Genomic DNA, 17069 nt, shown 5'->3' with positions numbered 1-17069 from the left:
ATGGCATCACAGAATCAGACGGACGCTGGCGAGTCGAGCGAGGTGGCGACAGACGGTGCCACAGCCGCCTCAGTCGCGGCCAGGCTGCCGGGCGACGTCGACCTCGAGCTACCCGACGACGCCGACGACGCGGAAGCGGCGGCGATCGTCGCCGCCATCGGCGCCCACGTCCACGACCACGCGCTGGCAGTCGCCGCCGCAGCGGCCGACGAGGAGGAGACGTGGGACGACAGACGCTGGGCATTTAGTAGTCGCGTCCGCGCCCAGCAACAGCGCCACGTTCGAGTCCCACGTGACACACCGACCGACCCCTGGACGGCTGCCGGGCGAACCGACCGATTCTGATACGGACTGCACTTTCACGTCTTCACCACGTTCTTTCGACGCTTCGATCGCGTTCAGTGGCGCCGCCGGACGGTCAACGTAATGTCATCATCGGGCGAGAGCGTCGTCGTCGGTCGCAACTCGAGATCGGCGTCACCGGCCGCATCGAACCGAACACGCCGGAGGAGCGTCGCCAACACCAACTTGAGCTCGAGCATCGCGAATCGCATCCCAACGCAGTGGCGGGGACCGCCGCCGAAGGGGAAGTAGGCGTACGCCGGCCGGTCGTCGCCACCGTTGCCTTCGGCGAACCGATCGGGTCGAAACTCGTCGGGACGATCCCAGAATCGCTCGTCTCGGTGGAGGGCGTACTGCGGTAGCGTGATCGACGTTCCCTCGGGAACGCGGTAGCCGTCGAATACCACGTCTTCGCGCGTTTTCCGGACGATCATGAACGCAGGCGGATACAATCGCAGGGTTTCTTCGATCACTTGCTCAGTGTCGGTCAGGTCCGAAACGTCGGCCATCGTCGGCTCCCGGTCGCCACAGATGTCCTCGAGTTCCGCCTCGAGTCGCTCGCGGACGTCGGGATTGTGTGCGAGCGACCAGCACGCGTACGTCAGTGCTAGCGAGGTCGTCTCGTGGCCGGCAAAGAGGAAGGTGACGAGCTGATCGCGCAGTTCCTCGTCGGAGAGTCCCTGGTCGGGCTCGGCCTCGTCGGCAGCCTCGAGCAGGGTCGACAGCAGGTCGTCCGCACCGCCCGTGTCCGCTCGTCGCTCGGCGATCAGGTCCGCAACGAGCGCATCGAACCGGCGAAGTCGTCGTTTGCATCGGACGTTTCTCGGCGTCGGGATCCAGCCTGGAAGAAACGCGGAGACGGAGCGGCCGTCGCTGAGATCGTTGATCGCGCTGGCAGCGTCGGCGACGGTCTCGCGACGCTCGGCCAACTCGAGATCGAACAACGTCGTCGTCAGAATCTCGAGGGTGAGTTCGGAGAACGCGCGGTCGACGGCGACGGTCTGACCGTCCGCCCAGCCGTCGGCGGCTGTGGCCGTTCGATCGACGATGGCGTCGGCGAAGGCGGCGATTCTGGCCGGCGAGAACGCTGGCTGTATCAGTTCTCGCTGTCGTCGCCACTGCTCGCCCTCGCTCATCAAGAGCCCTTCCGGGGCGAAGTCGACGTTGAGTTCTTCGAAGGCGTACTGCTCGAATCGCTCGGGCTCGCCGACGAGAACGCGTTCGACGTGGTCGGGGTGCAGCAGTGCAGTAAACTTGCGACCGAAGATCTGGTAGTGGACGACATCGCCGTAGGACCGTAGCCGGTCGACGTACCCCAGCGGATCCGAGACGATCTGTAGGACGTTGCCGGCGACGGGAAGCCCAGCCGGGCCGGGCGGAAGCGGCGCGCCCTCATCGACCCCACCACGGTCACCGCGAGTATCGTCGCTGCGTGCGTCCGCCGATTCGGATCCAGGGTTGCTCGGTCGGGAACGAGAATCGCTCATACGTATCGCTACGTGATCCCGCGAGGAGAGCGTAGCGTCGAACCCACTAGGTAATTTATATTCCCAGGCCCAACACTCGAGGCACGTACCGTGAAGTTCCTCGAGATCAGTTTTCGAAAACCCGACCGGTGGCTCCACCCGATGCAGGCGTTCATCCGGGACACCGATGTCGTCGAGTACGAGGAGCTGCTGACGTGGAATCTCCTGCCCGGCCAGCCCGTCGAGTACGAACTGTTCTACGTCGAGGCCTCGGATCGCGACCGGTATCGATCGGCCATCGAGACGGTCGAGAGCGTTCGCTGGTACGATCTGACGCCGATCGACGATACGTCGTTCTACGTCTACGTCTGTCAGGAGACTCGCGAGGAAGACCGGCAATTCCGGCGGGCGTTCGAAGCTCTCGAGCTCGTCGTCCTGCCGCCGATCGGCTTCGATCGGACGGGGACGATGCGGATGACCATCGTCGGCGAGGGAACGAACCTCCAACAACTGGTCGAGAACGTGCCGACAGACGTAGACACAGCGATTCAGGAGATCGGCGAGTTCGATCGGCGACACCGGCGAGTGACCGGCTCGCTCACCGATCGACAGCTCGAAGCGCTGACTGTCGGCCTCGAGTGTGGCTACTACGAGCTCCCTCGAAGTGGGTCGATCGAGGACGTTGCGGACGCGCTCGGCTGTGCGTCGTCGACGGCCTCGAATCACCTTCGAAAGGCAGAAGCCGCGATCGTACAGCGTCTCGTCGGGTGAGGGGCTGGTGATGGCAGTACTACTGGTAGCGAAAAAGTAAGGTAGGGCCCCCACGACGGTTCTGACAGGAATGTTTAGGAAGGTTCTCGTCGCGAACCGCGGGGAAATCGCCGTCCGGGTGATGCGAGCGTGCGAAGAATTGAACGTTAGCACCGTCGCCATCTACTCGGAGGCCGACAAAGACTCGGGGCACGTCCGCTACGCCGACGAAGCGTACAACGTCGGCCCCGCGCGTGCGGCCGACTCCTATCTCGACCACGAGGCTGTCATCGACGCCGCGCGCAAGGCCGACGCCGACGCGATCCACCCGGGCTACGGCTTCCTCGCCGAAAACGCCGAATTCGCGAGCAAGGTCGAAGACGCGGAGGGAATCACCTGGATCGGCCCGTCGAGCGACGCCATGGAGTCGCTGGGCGAAAAGACCAAAGCTCGAACGATCATGGACGAGGCCGACGTGCCGATCGTCCCGGGGACGACCGACCCCGTCACCGACCCCGAGGAGGTCGAGGCGTTCGGCGAGAAACACGGCTACCCGATCGCCATCAAGGCCGAAGGTGGCGGCGGCGGCCGCGGGATGAAGGTCGTCTGGGACGAAAGCGAGGTCGAGGACCAACTCGAGAGCGCTCAGCGGGAGGGTGAGGCCTACTTCGACAACGACTCGGTCTACCTCGAGCGCTACCTCGAGAACCCGCGCCACATCGAGGTCCAGATCGTCGCCGATTCCCACGGTAACGTCCGTCATCTGGGCGAACGAGACTGTTCGCTCCAGCGCCGTCACCAGAAGGTCATCGAGGAAGGGCCGTCGGCGGCCCTGACCGACGAGCTCCGCGAGCAGATCGGCGAGGCCGCTCGCCGCGGGGTCGCCGCAGCCGAGTACACGAACGCCGGCACCGTCGAGTTCCTCGTCGAGGAAGCGCCCGGACGAGGCCCCGACGAGCCACTCGGCCCCGACGCAAACTTCTACTTCCTCGAGGTCAACACCCGCATTCAGGTCGAACACACCGTCACCGAGGAGATCACGGGTATCGACATCGTCAAACGCCAGCTCCGGATCGCCGCCGGCGAGGAGATCGACTTCGACCAGGAGGAAGTCGAGTTCGACGGCCACGCTATCGAGTTCCGCATCAACGCCGAGAACGCCGCCGAAGACTTCGCGCCCGCGACCGGCGGCACGCTCGAGACCTACGACCCGCCGGGGGGAATCGGCGTTCGGATGGACGACGCGCTCCGACAGGGTGACGAACTGGTCACCGACTACGACTCGATGATCGCGAAGCTGATCGTCTGGGGCGAAGACCGCGAGGAGTGTATCGAACGCTCGCTGCGTGCCCTTCGGGAGTACGACATCGAGGGCATCCCGACGATCATCCCGTTCCACCGCCTGATGCTGACCGACGAGGAGTTCGTCCAGAGCACACACACGACGAAATATCTGGACGAGGAACTCGACGAGAGCCGCATCGAAGAAGCTCAGCAGCAGTGGGGCGGCGACACGGGCGACGGCGCCAGCGACGACGAGGAGACCGTCGAACGCGAGTTCACTGTCGAGGTCAACGGCAAGCGATTTGAGGTCGAACTCGAGGAACACGGCGCACCGGCGATTCCGGCCGGCGACGTCGACGTCGGTGGCGGCCAGGCGAGCGCGCCGGAACCGGCCGGGGGCTCCTCGGGTGGCGACGCCGATGTCGCCGGCGACGGCGAGACCGTCGACGCTGAGATGCAGGGAACCATTCTCGACATCGAGGTCGCGGAAGGCGACGAGGTCGCCGCCGGCGACGTGCTGGTCGTCTTAGAGGCGATGAAGATGGAAAACGACATCGTCGCCGAACGCGGCGGCACCGTCACCGACATCGCCATCGAGGAAGACCAGAGCGTCGATATGGGCGATACGCTGGTCGTCCTCGAGTAACCGGTCCCGTCGTCGAGGCGAGCGGAGAATCGATGTTTTCAGCGCCGTCCGGGATGCGTACCCCGACTCACGTCGCTAGAACCGGTCGTGTCGCTGTCGGTGGGACCGACGTGGTGTCTAGTCGCAGGGCTATCGAACGATGCGTCGCCAGCGTACAGTAACGACTGTCGTCGATAGCTACAATAAAACGAAAACCGGTCAATCGCGCAGCCGTTTACAAACGGGTGACGTTGGTTGCCCGGGGGCCCTTGGGGGCCTGCTCGATGTCGAATTCGATGTCTGTGCCTTCTTCGAGGTCCGGACCGCCAACGTCTTCCATGTGGAAGAAAACGTCATCGTCCGCGTCGTCCGTCGAAATGAAACCGTAGCCGCCAGTGTCGTTGAAGAAATCAACGTTGCCTTCTGCCATTGCTCTTGAACACAACCTCGCTACACGTATAATAGTGGCGATACGCGTATTTAATCGAAAATCGAACAAAATATCTTCGAACGTTCGTATCAGCGGTTATGGCGAATCGAAATGTGGTACCCGAACCAAACTGGTTTCTGAGGCGATTTTGTCACAAACTCAGATTCAGTCGGCCGCCTGGCCTTCGCTCGCGACGTACGACCGCGTTGCGTCGACGAGGGTCTGGCGGTAGGTGCTCGAGTCGGTTTCGCGGCCGAGTTCTCGGAAGCGGCATTTGAACCCCTCGAAGTCGACGTCGGGGGCATCCATCGCGGCCGCGTACGCGAGATCGTACAGCCGGTGATCGTCCTCGAGGAGATCGTGGCGTTCGGCCAGTGCAAGAGCGAACGCCGCGTTGACAGCCGTGATATCGGGATCGGAACCGGATGAGAGCCGTTCGAGGCCCGCTCGAGTAGGCGTGGCCGGACGATCCGCGACGGCCATCGCGAGACTGGACTCGAGGAAGGCGAGCAGTTTCTCGCCGGGTCCGACCGAGAGCGTGATATCGTCGGCGTAGATATCTTTCATGTGATTGGCGATCTGATAGCAGTGAGAGAGTTTGCGACGCTCGACGGACTTGCCGGCGAGTGCGAGATAGAGAACTTCCTCGGTCGATTGGGTGTGTGATGGATGGTTCTGTTCGTGTCTGGCCATGTGAGCGAACTCGTGGAGAGCGAGTTCCCGAGCCATCGCACTCGAGGCAGCCTGCTGGGAGATGTTCAGGACGTGGCGGTCGTCGTAGTGAGCCGCCCAGGTGCGCTCGTCGGGGTCCTCACGGATGTGAACGTCGACGGGGAGCGAGAGGTCGTGTTCGGTTTCGAAGAGCCCTCGAGCGCTGAGAAACGGGGCGGTCGGGCCGGAACCCTGTATTCGGATCTCCATGCGTATCTATCACAGGGATCCATGCTGTATGTCTCTTACGCCCATCGTTACGGATCGCAGGCGACTCGACTGATACGGGCTGTTGTACCGTGTTCCCGGCACAACCGCGAGCGGTCCTGCAGTCGCTCCGGTACCGACGTACGGTAGTCCGTCCGATACTCGTCCCGTTGGCTGCGTGGCATTCACTCACGTAAATTGCATTTTCACGTCCGCAAGCCGGAATACGCGTCGAATTCCGGCGGCGACGAAACACTACCCTTTTGACCCCGCTGGCGGTAAAGGGGGACATATGGGCCGACGTAAGAAGATCGTTCAAGAGTGTGAACGGTTGATGGACGAGCCGGAGAACATCCGGAACATCGCCATCGCCGCTCACGTCGACCACGGAAAAACGACCCTTTCTGACAACCTGCTGGCTGGTGCGGGCATGATCTCCGACGAGACTGCCGGCGAACAGCTCGCGATGGACACGGAAGAAGACGAGCAAGAACGTGGGATCACCATCGACGCGGCGAACGTTTCGATGACCCACGAGTACGAGGGGACCAACCACCTCATCAACCTCATCGACACGCCCGGCCACGTCGACTTCGGTGGCGACGTGACCCGTGCGATGCGTGCCGTCGACGGTGCCTTGGTCGTCGTCGACGCCGTCGAAGGTGCCATGCCCCAGACCGAGACGGTCCTCCGGCAGGCCCTGCGCGAGGGCGTCAAGCCGACCCTGTTCATTAACAAGGTCGACCGCCTGATCTCCGAACTGCAGGAAGGCCCCGAAGAGATGCAACAGCGGCTCCTCTCGGTCATCCACGACGTCAACGAACTCATCCGTGGCATGACCCAGGACATGGACGACATCGAAGACTGGACGGTCTCCGTCGAAGACGGCACCGTCGGCTTTGGCTCCGCACTCTACAAGTGGGGCGTCTCCATGCCCTCGATGCAACGCACCGGGATGGACTTCGCCGAGATCATGGAACTCGAGCGCTCGGACAAGCGCCAGGAGCTTCACGAGAAGACGCCGCTTTCGGACGTCGTCCTCGACATGGTCTGTGAGCACTTCCCGAACCCCGTCGACGCACAGCCCCGCCGTATTCCGCGGGTCTGGCGCGGTGACGCCGAGTCAGATCTCGCAGAGCAGATGCGTCTCGTCGACGAATCCGGCGAAGTCGTGCTGATGGTTACCGACATCTCGATGGATCCACACGCCGGCGAAATCGCCTCCGGTCGCGTCTTCTCGGGCAGCCTCGAGAAGGGCCAGGAGCTCTACGTCTCCGGTACTGCGGGCAAGAACCGCATCCAGAGCGTCGGCATCTACATGGGTGGCGAACGTGAGGAAGTCGATCAGGTCCCGGCGGGGAACATCGCCGCCGTCACCGGCCTCAAAGACGCTATCGCCGGCTCGACCGTCTCGAGCACGGAGATGACGCCCTTCGAGTCGATCGAGCACATCTCCGAGCCGGTCATCACGAAGGCCGTCGAGGCCGAGAACATGGACGACCTGCCGAAGCTGATCGAGACGCTCCGGCAAGTGTCCAAGGAAGATCCGACGATCCAGATCGAGATCAACGAAGACACTGGTGAACACCTGATCTCGGGACAGGGTGAGCTCCACCTCGAGGTCATCACCCAGCGTATCGAGAAGAACCAGGGGATTCCGGTCATCACCGGCGAACCGATCGTCGTCTTCCGCGAGCAGCCCCAGGAAGCCAGCGCGGAGGTCGAGGGTATCTCGCCCAACCGCCACAACCGCTTTTACATCTCGATCGAGCCGATGGGCACGGAGCTCGTCGATACGATCAAGATGGGCGAAGCATCGATGGATATGCCCGAGCAGGACCGCCGTGAAGCCCTCCAAGAGGCTGGCATGGACAAGGATACCTCCCAGAACGTCGAGACCATCCACGGGACGAACGTCCTCATCGACGACACGAAGGGTATCCAGCACCTGAACGAGACGATGGAACTCGTCGTCGAGGGTCTCGAGGAAGCACTGGACAACGGTCCACTCGCGAACGAGCCAGTCCAGGGGACGCTCATGCGCCTGCACGACGCCCGCCTCCACGAGGACACCATCCACCGCGGTCCGGCACAGGTCATCCCGGCCGTCCGGCAGGCGGTCCACAACGCCCTGATCGACGGCACGATCAAGATGCTCGAGCCGATGCAGGACGTCCGTATCGACGTGCCAAACGACCACATGGGTGCCGCCTCCGGCGAGATCCAGGGTCGTCGTGGCCGCGTCGACGACATGTACCAGGAAGGCGATCTGATGGTCGTCGAAGGCATCGCGCCCGTCGGCGAAATGATCGGCTTCGCGAGCGACATTCGCTCCGCGACCGAGGGTCGAGCATCCTGGAACACCGAAAACGCCGGCTTCGAGGTCATGTCCGACTCCCTCCAGCGCGAGAAGATCATGGAGATCCGCGAGCGCAAGGGTATGAAACTCGAGCTGCCCGAGATCGTCGACTACATCTAACGGCCGATCGCGTTTCGCGACCCGACGGCTCGCTTTCGACTTTCTGCGTTCTCTTTCAGTTCAGCCTTGGACCGCCACTCGTACCCTCCCAACCGTCGACTGCTGAGTGAAACCGGACAACTGCCGCCGGTTTCACCCATTAGTTCAGGGTTGGGACGCCATAGGTCCGGTTGGGCCGGTCCATCGGTACGACAACCCGTATTAGGCACAGGAGAACCCGCCATCGACGACGAGTTTCTGGCCCGTAATCCAGGCTGCCTCGTCGCTGGCGAGGAACAACATCGCGTTGGCGATGTCTTCGGGCTGGCCGAGCCGCCGGAGCGGATACTGCTGGGCCATCTTCTCCTCGAGTGCGGCCCACTCTTCGTCGGAGCGGCCGGATCTGGCCATCGATGTCTCCGTGACGGCGGGACAGACCGCGTTCGCCCGGATGCCGTGGGGGCCGATCTCCGCGGCGATCGCTCGCGTGAAGTTGACGACGGCGCCTTTCGACAGCGAGTACGCGCTGAGCTGTGGCGAGCCGATGACGCCAGCCAGCGACGCCGTGTTGACGATCGCGCCCGATCCCTGTTCCTTGAAGTGTGGGATCGCGGCGTGACAGCCGTTCCAGACGCCCTTGATATTGATGTCGATGACCTGATCGCGTTCCGGTTCGTCGATATCCTCGACGTCCGCTCGCTCGTGGCTTACGCCAGCGTTGTTGAGAATGATGTCGAGACCCATCGTCTCGGCCGTCTCGTCGACGGCCGCGTGTACCGCGTCGGCGTCGCGGACGTCGAGATCGACCGCGGTCCCGTCGCCGCCCGCACTCTCGATCCGATCGACCGTCGTTTCGGCAGCCTCGAGGTCGATGTCGGCGGCGACGATCGTCGCCCCTTCGTCGGCAAATCGTTCGGCGGCCTCGCGACCGAGGCCGGAGCCGGCACCGGTGATAAACGCTGTCTTGTCTTGGAGTCGCATACCATACACTCCTCGAGAACTATCATAAATGATTGGACCGATAGATCGGCCCTGGCTCGTTCACGGGGCGTGGCACCTGCAATTCGCTACCGATCCAGTAGGAATCTCCCGGTGGGAGTCTCGATCGGGACGGTGTATGCGACCCATGCGGACCAATTCAACAACCTTTATTAATTTAGACAACATACTTAGTATCGCCGTGAAAGATACCGAACTGCCGACCATGCGCCGACCCAACCTCCGAACCGTCGGGTTGAACGCAGTCTGTCTCGGTACTGGAACGGCTGGCGCAGCCAGCGGTCCGACTGTAGTTCAACTCCTGCTCGCAGGATCGGTCGCCGTGACAGAAAATAAAGCGCATGCCCCGCCTTCAGGCGGGGGTCGAGCGGTAGGCACTGCCGAACAATCGCCGACTACTGGCCGTCTGGGGTCTCCTCGCGGACGCGCTTCTCGCCTTCAAGAAGCAAACCCTTCCACGTGAGCCCGTGGTGTTGCTTCAGTTCTTTCAACCGCTCGTACTGTTCATCGTCGTCGAACTCGATTCGGATCTCAACCATACACCATCACACAAACCACACAGTTATGTGTCTTGCGCCACAAGAGATAGTTGATGAAGCGGACCAATCAGTTCGTCGTTCCCCCCCGATCCGAACAGGACCGGGAGCTACTTCTTGTCTACGGCTGCGTCTGCGGGCTCGCACGCGCCTACTGCCCCACGTCGCAAGCGACGCCCGAAACCTCACTCGAGACCGGCCCGTCCCTACGGCGGTCTCGCAACTGATACTGTCTGGCAGCATGAGTGACGGTCGCGATCGATCCGTCCTCCGTTGTCTCATACGGATTGCTGTACCGATTTACCGGCGCAACCGCCGCCCGGGTCGCGGTTGCGCCGGCAATGACGTACAGTAAACCGTATCAGACGGCCTGGGATACCGATGTACCAATATCCGTCCCACGATTGTTGCGCTGGAAACGACGTACAGGAAACCGTATCAGTCGTCGGCCAGCGCGGTTCGATCGGATTGCTCGGTATCGGTCAACAGTGGCGTGCCGTCGGCCCGTGGCCCGAGTTGCGGGCCAATCGGCGACTCGTCGGGATCGATGACACGCCGTGTTTCGTAGTCGGTCGAGCGTTCGACGGGAACACGACCGATCGACGTGACGAGGTCGACGTAGTCCTCGAACGAGCGGAACTCGCCGTAGCTGCCGCCGGCACGTTTCGTGATTTCCTCGGAGAGGATCGTCCCCATAAAGTCATCGGCGCCACACGAAAGCATCTTGAGCCCCTGCTCGTCGCCGTACTTGACCCACGACGACTGGACGTGATCGATATTATCGAGGAAGAGCCGCGAGACGGCGATCATGAGCTCGTCCTCGTCGGTGCTGGCACCGCCCGAAACCACGTCGTGTTTGAAAAGCGGCGTATTCTGGTGGATAAAGGACAACGGAACGAATTCCGTGATCGCGCCGTCGACACGGTCCTGGAGATCCCGAATCCGTTTGAGATGCATCGCGCGGTGGGCTTCGTTCTCGACGTGGCCGTACATGATCGTCGCCGTCAGGCCGAGACCGACGGTCGCGGCGGCTTCCATCGCCTCGAGCCAGTCGTCGGTACCGATCTTGCCGGGACAGATGACCTCGCGGACTTCCTCGACGAGGATTTCGGCGGCCGTACCGGGGACGGTATCGAGGCCGGCGTTCTGGAGGCGACTGTAGACGTCCTCGTAGGACCAGTCGGTGCCCCGACGGGCGTGGTAGGCTTCCTCGGGCGTCATCGAGTGGACGTGGACGCCGTCGACGCTCATCGCCGCCATCTGCTCGGCGTAGGTGCCGGGATCGGTGGCGTAACGTTCGGGCGGCTTGTAGTTGACTTCCTTCGGATTCGGCGTAGCCGCCAGGATCTCGTGGTGTTCCGTATCGAGGGCGAACGCAGGGTGGAGTCCGGAGACGGAGGTGACCTCGTAGATGCCGCGGTCGACCGCATCAGCGACGATGTCACGCGATTCGGTTGGTGTCTTGGTAAAGCCTGCTGTCTCGACCTCGGCATCGTGCTCGAACGTGTGTGCGGCGTCTTTGAAGTTACAGAACAGACAGCCGACGTTGCAGGCGGTGGTGACGTTGTTGTTTACGTTCGCGACGAAGGTTACCTCCTCGCCGACGACGTCGGCTCGCCGGTGATCTGCGGCCGTCAAAACCTGCTCTTTGCGCCGTCGATCGATCCCATCGCTGTCCGTTCCGGTCGTCAACAACTCGATCGCATCGTCGACCGTGAGTCGGTCACCAGCACGCGCTTTCTCGAGCGCGTTCTCGAATGACTGGTCGCTTTCGGGAACGTGTTCGAACGTGAGGTCGGCCTCGGTCACCGGTCGCTCCATCGTGGCAACGATACCGGTACAGTGAGAAAAGGATACTGGTCCCGGAGATCGATCGCGGCCCACCTGTGTGGTTTCGAAACGATCATTTCGCGAGCGCATCGAATAGGAACGACCCGAGGCAGTTTCCAGTGACCACCGAGACGCCACCCGAAACCAGCGCTGGACGAGGTCGAAGCGACACGACGTTCATCGTCGGTGCCGTCTCGATCGCACACTTTCTCTCGCACGTGTACTTGCTCGCGTATCCGCCGCTGTTTCCGCTGATCGGCGCGGAGTTCGGTCTCACGACGACCCAGCTCGGCCTGCTCGTGACGGCGATCTACGTCCCGACGCTGGTCTTACAGTTGCCACTCGGCGAACTCGTCGATCGGATCGGTGCCAAACGCATCCTCGTCACCGGGCTCGTCGTCACCTCGCTGGGCGTCTCGCTGTCGGGAACTGCGCCGACCTACTGGACGCTGCTGGCGTTTGCACTGCTTTCGGGGATCGGCCAATCGGTCTTTCATCCAGCGGATTATGCCTTCCTCGAGAGCGTGACCGACGCGGCGAACCAGGGGACGGCGTTCGGGATGCACACGTTCGGCGGGTTTGCCGGCTTCGCTGCAGCACCCGTCGTGACGGGAACGATCGGGATCCAGTTTGGCTGGCGCGTCGCGTTGCCGACCGTCGGCGTGCTCGGCTTCGTCTACGCGGCTGCCCTGCTCGTACTGGCGGCGCCGGTTTACAAACGACAGATCGACGCACGTGAGTCGTCTGTGACGGCCGACACCGACGTGACTGACGAGGACGGTACCGCCACCCTCCGAGCGACGGTAGCTGGACTGTTGCGACCGGCGTTGCTGTTCGTCTTTGCCTTCTATTTCGTCTCGATGATGGCTATCGTCGCCCTCCAGTCGTTTACCACGGTCTTCGCCGTCGATCTCGGATTTAGCGACTCGGCCGCAAATACCGTCCTGACTGCGTATCTCGTCGGGTCGGCGGTAGGCGTCCTCGCCGGCGGTCCGCTCGCGGATCGGCTCCCGTTCCAGTGGGTCATCGTCGCCGCGTTCGGGCTTGCTGCCGTCGGGATCTGGTACAGCGTCGCAACCGCAGCGACGGCGAGTTTGCTCGCGCTCGTCGCCATCTTCGGACTCGTCGGCTTGCTAATGGGCATTGCGCTCCCGGCTCGGGACACGCTCGCGAACTCGTTTAGCGACGCCGGATCGACGGGCAAGAGCTTCGGCTTCTTCTTTACGGGCCTCTCGCTTGGCGCCGTGATCAGTCCGACGCTACTCGGTGCGCTCATCGACGCTCGCTCGGTCTTTACCGCCTTCGTGGCGGTCGGCGGACTCTTGATCGTCGCCGCGTCGATCGTCGTCGCACTGGGGCTCAGGGCTCGAGCAAAACGCGGATAATCGGTGGTACTCGACCGGCGACCCTACCCGTCGTCGGCCTCGAAGTCGGTCGATTCGTCCGCAACGGTATCGAGATCAGTCGGTTGCTCGTCGACAGTATCGAGCTCGGTCGATTCGTCGTCGATAGTCTCGAGCGCCGTCGGGTCGTCGGCAGCCGTCTCGAGGTCCGAATCGTCGTACTCGAGCGCGACGCCGTCGTCGATCTGATCGCGGTCGACCTCGACTTCGAACGCGTCGAGCGAGGAGCTGAGTTCGTCTGCCATCTCGGTCAGTGACTGGGCGCCCGAGGCGACGTCGGAGACGGTCGCGGCTTGTTCTTCGGCGGCGGCCGCGACGGTTTCGGTTTCGTCTCTGGTTTCCTCGCTGCTTTCGGTGGCGTCGTCGACCATCGTGACGACGCGTTCGCTGGCCCGGGCCTGCTCGTCCGTCGCGTCGTTGATCGACTGAATGCTTTCGTTTGCGGTCTCGACCTGTTCGGTGATCGCGTCGATAGCCTCGATGCCGTCGTCGACGACCGCCGTACCGCGATCGACCTGTTTGCGCATGCGATCGATCTCCGCGACGGTTTCGTCGACCGATGTCTGGACGCTCGAGACCAGCTCGTCGACCTCCTGGGTGGCCTCGCCGGTCTCTTCGGCGAGCGATTTGACTTCGTTGGCGACGACCGCAAAGCCGTCGCCGCTCTCGCCAGCGCTTGCGGCCTCGATCGAGGCGTTCAACGCGAGTAAGTTCGTCTGTTCGGCGATGTCGTCGATGAGGTCGACGATCTCACTGATCTCGGCCATTTGGTCGTCGAGTTGGGCGACTTGCTCGGTGATCTCGTCGGCGCGGCGCTCGAGGCGGTCCATCTCGTCACGGATTTCGGTGGTCGCCTCGTTGGCGTCGTCGGCTTCGGCCGCGGCGGTCTTCGAAACCGACGCGACGTCGTCGGCGGTCGAGGCGATCTCCTCGACGGTCGCCGACAGGTCGTTCATCTCGCCGTAGACCTCCTGAAAGCGATCGCTCTGATCGGCGGCCGCCGTCGCGATCTCCTCGGCCGAATGGCTGACCTCGTCGCTCGCCCGTTCGATCTCTTGGACGCGACCGGTGACATCCCCACTGACGCGATCGACGTCTTCGGCCAGCGTCTGGATATCGACGATCGTCCGCTCGAGGTCCTCGAGCATGCCGTTGAACGCGGTGGCGATTTCGCCGAGCGCCTCGTTATCGACGTCTTCGTCCAACCGCTGGGTAAAGTCGCCGGCAGCGGCCTCGTTCATCACCGCACCGAACTCGGTCGCTTTTCGCTCGAGGCGGTCGGCCAGTTCCTCGGCCTCGCGTCGCGCTTCGGCGGCGTCCGCCTGGGAGGCTTCGGCTTCGACCTTGGAGGCCTCGATGTCCTCAATGTAGCGCTCGAGATCGACGTGCATCGTCTGGAGGGAATCGCCGAGTTTTCCGGGTACGTCTTCCTCGAGGACGGGATCGTCGAAGTTCTGGTTGGCGATGGCGTCGGCCTGCTCGGCTGCGGTCTCGAGGTATCGTTGGATGCCAGCGAAAGACGCTCTGACCTGGCCGACTTCGTCGAGACGGTCGTCGTCGGCGATTTCGATGGCAGTGTTGCCATTCGAGAGGGCGGTCGCCTCGTCGGCGAGGCTATCCATCGCGTGGGCCGTCGATCGGCCGATCGTCGCACCGATGAGCAGAAAGCCACCGAGTGCGATCGCGATCAGGGCACCGAGCGAGGTTGCGACGTCCTGTGTAATTGCGTACGCGTTCGATTGTGGCGCGTGGGTAATGAGAACCCAATCAGTGCCACCAACCCGAGAGTAGCCGATTACCTCGTCCGTATCGTCGTACTCGATCGAACCGAAATTGGCGATGCCGAGATTGCCGACCGCCTCGACGGGCAGCGTATCCGTCCCATCGCGGTAGGTCGTCAGAATCTCGCTTTCGTCGTCGGCGATCAGTACGTCGCCATCCTCGCCATCGACGACGACCGTGTTGCTGCCCGCAACCGGCTCGGTGAACATGCTCGGAACGTCATCGACGGCGAATTCGATCATGATGAGGCCGCTCTGCGTGGGTTCGTCGGCGGGGCTGAGAAACGCGATATACTTCTCCCCGTTGCGTTCGTACGTGTCCGTATAGGTCCGTTCGGCGTTCAGTTCCCCGTGATACTCCAGTTCCGAGACGGATCCATCACTCAACCGAATGTGGTAGCTGAGCTCGAGGTCGGTGAGGTCCGTCCCGACCGCATCGTCGGACGTGCTGTGAACGATCTCATCGGAGGCGGTTTCGATGTAGTGTATCGCGTGTACGTCGGCCCTCATTGCCTGTCGTTCCTCGCTTATTCGAGTCTCGATGTCGTCGGCCGAGCCGTTGACGATGTCGTTGTCAGCGGCGAGCATCTCGGTCGTCTGCTCTTGGTTTTCGATCCAGTTACTCAACTCGTTGGCATCGTCCTCGGCCGTCAACTGCAGTTCGTTCTGTGCGTTGTCGGTCAACTCCGCCGTGATATCGACGTAGAAAAAAATTGCAGCCCCGATCGTGATGAGCAAGACCACGAGTATGACGAGGCCGAATTTAGCGACGTAACTCTCCCTGATCCGATCGGGAACTGCCCGACTGGCTAACGACGACATTTCTCGAGAAATTTTCCTGTCATACAAAAGAGTTTGTGGCCCCGCTCGCGCTAATACGTGGCTGCAGACCGTGTCCGGGCAAATGCGCCGGGCTCCTCGTCGATACGATACGTCCCCAGAAGTCGTTGTACTCCTGGTCGGGCGGCAGCTGTGCGATCGGTGTCTCCCCCGCTGCAGTTGTCCCCACACCTGGTCAACTTGATGAGCGGTTCAATACAGGCAGTGAGACTCGAGTCCGCCAGCCCCCGAGTTGATACTGAAACCTTCTTGGATCACCACGCCGGGAGTTGGGGTATGAACGATGGCGATCGGCCCACTTCGAGGTGGCAGCTGTGACGAGCGTCAAGGAATTTCGCGTCGAAACGTCGCCAACAGCCGACAGTCTTGGTCGCGGCGCGTTCATCTTCACCGACGATTACTCCGTGTTCGACTGGGGGAAAATGCCCGATCAGATCCCGCAGAAAGGCGCGAGTCTCTGTACGATGGGGGCGTACAACTTCGAGCTGCTAGAAGCCGACGACATCCCGACCCATTACCGGGGCGTCGTCGATCCAGCCGCGAATGCGCGCTCGAGCGATTCCGCGGGCACCGCCGAGGAAAGACAGGTCGTCTCGCTCGCCGAAACGACCGAGCCGCCACGAGAAATGGCGATCGCCCTGACGCAGGTCCCCGACCTGCCAAACGATGGCCGGGAGTATGATTACGACCACTATCACGACGCGGCCGCCGATAACTACCTGATCCCCCTCGAGATCGTCTTTCGGAATCGCGTCCCCGTGGGCTCGAGTCTTCGCCAGCGGACGGAGCCGGCCGACCACGACCTCGGATTCGATCGCTGGCCCGACGACGCCGTCGACCTCGCGGAACCGATCGTCGAGTTCTCCACGAAGTACGAGGAAAGCGATCGCTATCTCGAGCGCGAGGAAGCCGACGCCATCGCCGGTTTAGCCTCGATCGACGACCTCGAGACGCTCGCACGCGAGGTCAACCGCGTGCTTACCGATCGCGCCCAGCAGGCCGGTCTGAAACACGAGGACGGCAAGATCGAATGTCTCTACGTCGACGGCGAGCTTCGGGTAGCTGACGTCGTGGGTACCTTCGACGAGAACCGCTTTAGCTACGAAGGGACGCAACTCTCGAAAGAAGTGCTTCGACAGTATCACAAACGTACCCAGCCCGAGTGGGTCCAGGCCGTCGAAGCCGCCAAAGCCGAGGCAAAGCGGACCGATGTCGCCGACTGGAAATCGCTGTGTGAGACCGATCCGGTGTCACTCGAGGCGTCCGTTCTCGAGACGGCTCGTGATCTCTACTGTGCCGGCACCAACGCCTACACCGGTGAGGAGTGGTTCGACGCCCCACCGCTCTCGAGTGCAATCGGTGCCGTTCGCCGACTCTAAACGTCGACGACCGATATCGGTATCTTTG

14 protein-coding genes are annotated in these 17069 nt (G+C 62.5%); 7 read left to right on the top strand and 7 right to left on the bottom strand.

Annotation, left to right across the window (positions count from 1 at the left end; genetic code table 11):
- Positions 1-345 (top strand): hypothetical protein, encoded by a 345-nt coding sequence (locus tag D8Y22_RS01275; RefSeq protein ID WP_141462737.1) that lies wholly within the window; start codon positions 1-3, stop codon positions 343-345.
- Positions 346-398: 53 nt separating this feature from the next.
- On the opposite strand, the gene D8Y22_RS01270 is transcribed toward D8Y22_RS01275, so the two are convergent.
- Positions 399-1829 carry a cytochrome P450 gene (locus tag D8Y22_RS01270; protein WP_141462736.1) on the bottom strand — a complete coding sequence of 477 codons (1431 nt, stop codon included), beginning with the start codon at positions 1827-1829 and terminating at the stop codon, positions 399-401.
- A gap of 90 nt (positions 1830-1919) precedes the next feature.
- Here D8Y22_RS01270 and D8Y22_RS01265 point away from each other — a divergent pair, with 90 nt between their 5' ends.
- Positions 1920-2579, top strand: a complete 660-nt coding sequence (locus D8Y22_RS01265; protein WP_141462735.1) for a helix-turn-helix domain-containing protein — start codon at positions 1920-1922, stop codon at positions 2577-2579.
- Between the two features lie 70 nt (positions 2580-2649).
- Entirely contained in the window at positions 2650-4488 is a 1839-nt protein-coding gene (locus tag D8Y22_RS01260; protein ID WP_141462734.1) for an acetyl-CoA carboxylase biotin carboxylase subunit, read from the top strand.
- A 214-nt stretch (positions 4489-4702) separates the two neighbouring features.
- Here the strand turns inward: D8Y22_RS01260 and D8Y22_RS01255 are convergent, their stop codons facing one another.
- Together D8Y22_RS01255 and D8Y22_RS01250 are read right to left on the bottom strand one after the other, a co-directional pair.
- On the bottom strand, positions 4703-4897 hold the full coding sequence (locus D8Y22_RS01255) for a cold-shock protein (protein WP_090378222.1): 195 nt from the start codon (positions 4895-4897) through the stop codon (positions 4703-4705).
- 165 nt (positions 4898-5062) lie between these two features.
- Positions 5063-5818 carry a DUF5781 family protein gene (locus D8Y22_RS01250; protein WP_141462733.1) on the bottom strand — a complete coding sequence of 252 codons (756 nt, stop codon included), beginning with the start codon at positions 5816-5818 and terminating at the stop codon, positions 5063-5065.
- A 289-nt stretch (positions 5819-6107) separates the two neighbouring features.
- Between D8Y22_RS01250 and D8Y22_RS01245 the strand changes: the two genes are divergently transcribed.
- On the top strand, positions 6108-8294 hold the full coding sequence (locus D8Y22_RS01245; protein ID WP_141462732.1) for an elongation factor EF-2: 2187 nt from the start codon (positions 6108-6110) through the stop codon (positions 8292-8294).
- A gap of 201 nt (positions 8295-8495) precedes the next feature.
- Here D8Y22_RS01245 and D8Y22_RS01240 read toward each other — a convergent pair whose 3' ends face one another.
- A complete protein-coding gene (locus D8Y22_RS01240) occupies positions 8496-9254 on the bottom strand; it encodes an SDR family NAD(P)-dependent oxidoreductase (protein WP_141462731.1) in 759 nt (252 codons plus the stop codon).
- Between the two features lie 413 nt (positions 9255-9667).
- The gene (locus D8Y22_RS22135; protein WP_174811710.1) at positions 9668-9811 is read right to left on the bottom strand and encodes a hypothetical protein; all 144 of its coding nucleotides are present in this window, start codon (positions 9809-9811) and stop codon (positions 9668-9670) included.
- A 53-nt stretch (positions 9812-9864) separates the two neighbouring features.
- Between D8Y22_RS22135 and D8Y22_RS22130 the strand changes: the two genes are divergently transcribed.
- A complete protein-coding gene (locus D8Y22_RS22130; RefSeq protein WP_174811717.1) occupies positions 9865-10035 on the top strand; it encodes a hypothetical protein in 171 nt (56 codons plus the stop codon).
- Between the two features lie 211 nt (positions 10036-10246).
- Here D8Y22_RS22130 and cofH read toward each other — a convergent pair whose 3' ends face one another.
- Positions 10247-11629 (bottom strand): 7,8-didemethyl-8-hydroxy-5-deazariboflavin synthase subunit CofH, encoded by a 1383-nt coding sequence (cofH, locus tag D8Y22_RS01235; RefSeq protein ID WP_141462730.1) that lies wholly within the window; start codon positions 11627-11629, stop codon positions 10247-10249.
- Positions 11630-11757: 128 nt separating this feature from the next.
- On the opposite strand from cofH, the gene D8Y22_RS01230 reads away from it, so the two are divergent.
- Positions 11758-13023, top strand: coding sequence for an MFS transporter (locus D8Y22_RS01230; protein WP_174811716.1), 1266 nt, complete (start codon positions 11758-11760; stop codon positions 13021-13023).
- Positions 13024-13046: 23 nt separating this feature from the next.
- Here the strand turns inward: D8Y22_RS01230 and D8Y22_RS01225 are convergent, their stop codons facing one another.
- The gene (locus D8Y22_RS01225) at positions 13047-15644 is read right to left on the bottom strand and encodes a methyl-accepting chemotaxis protein (RefSeq protein WP_141462728.1); all 2598 of its coding nucleotides are present in this window, start codon (positions 15642-15644) and stop codon (positions 13047-13049) included.
- Between the two features lie 332 nt (positions 15645-15976).
- Between D8Y22_RS01225 and D8Y22_RS01220 the strand changes: the two genes are divergently transcribed.
- Entirely contained in the window at positions 15977-17041 is a 1065-nt protein-coding gene (locus tag D8Y22_RS01220; RefSeq protein WP_141462727.1) for a phosphoribosylaminoimidazolesuccinocarboxamide synthase, read from the top strand.
- Positions 17042-17069 lie beyond the last annotated feature (28 nt).

This window comes from Salinadaptatus halalkaliphilus (genome assembly GCF_006543045.1).
Taxonomy (GTDB): Archaea; Halobacteriota; Halobacteria; order Halobacteriales; family Natrialbaceae; genus Salinadaptatus; species Salinadaptatus halalkaliphilus.
This window is presented reverse-complemented; position numbering and strand designations above follow the sequence as displayed.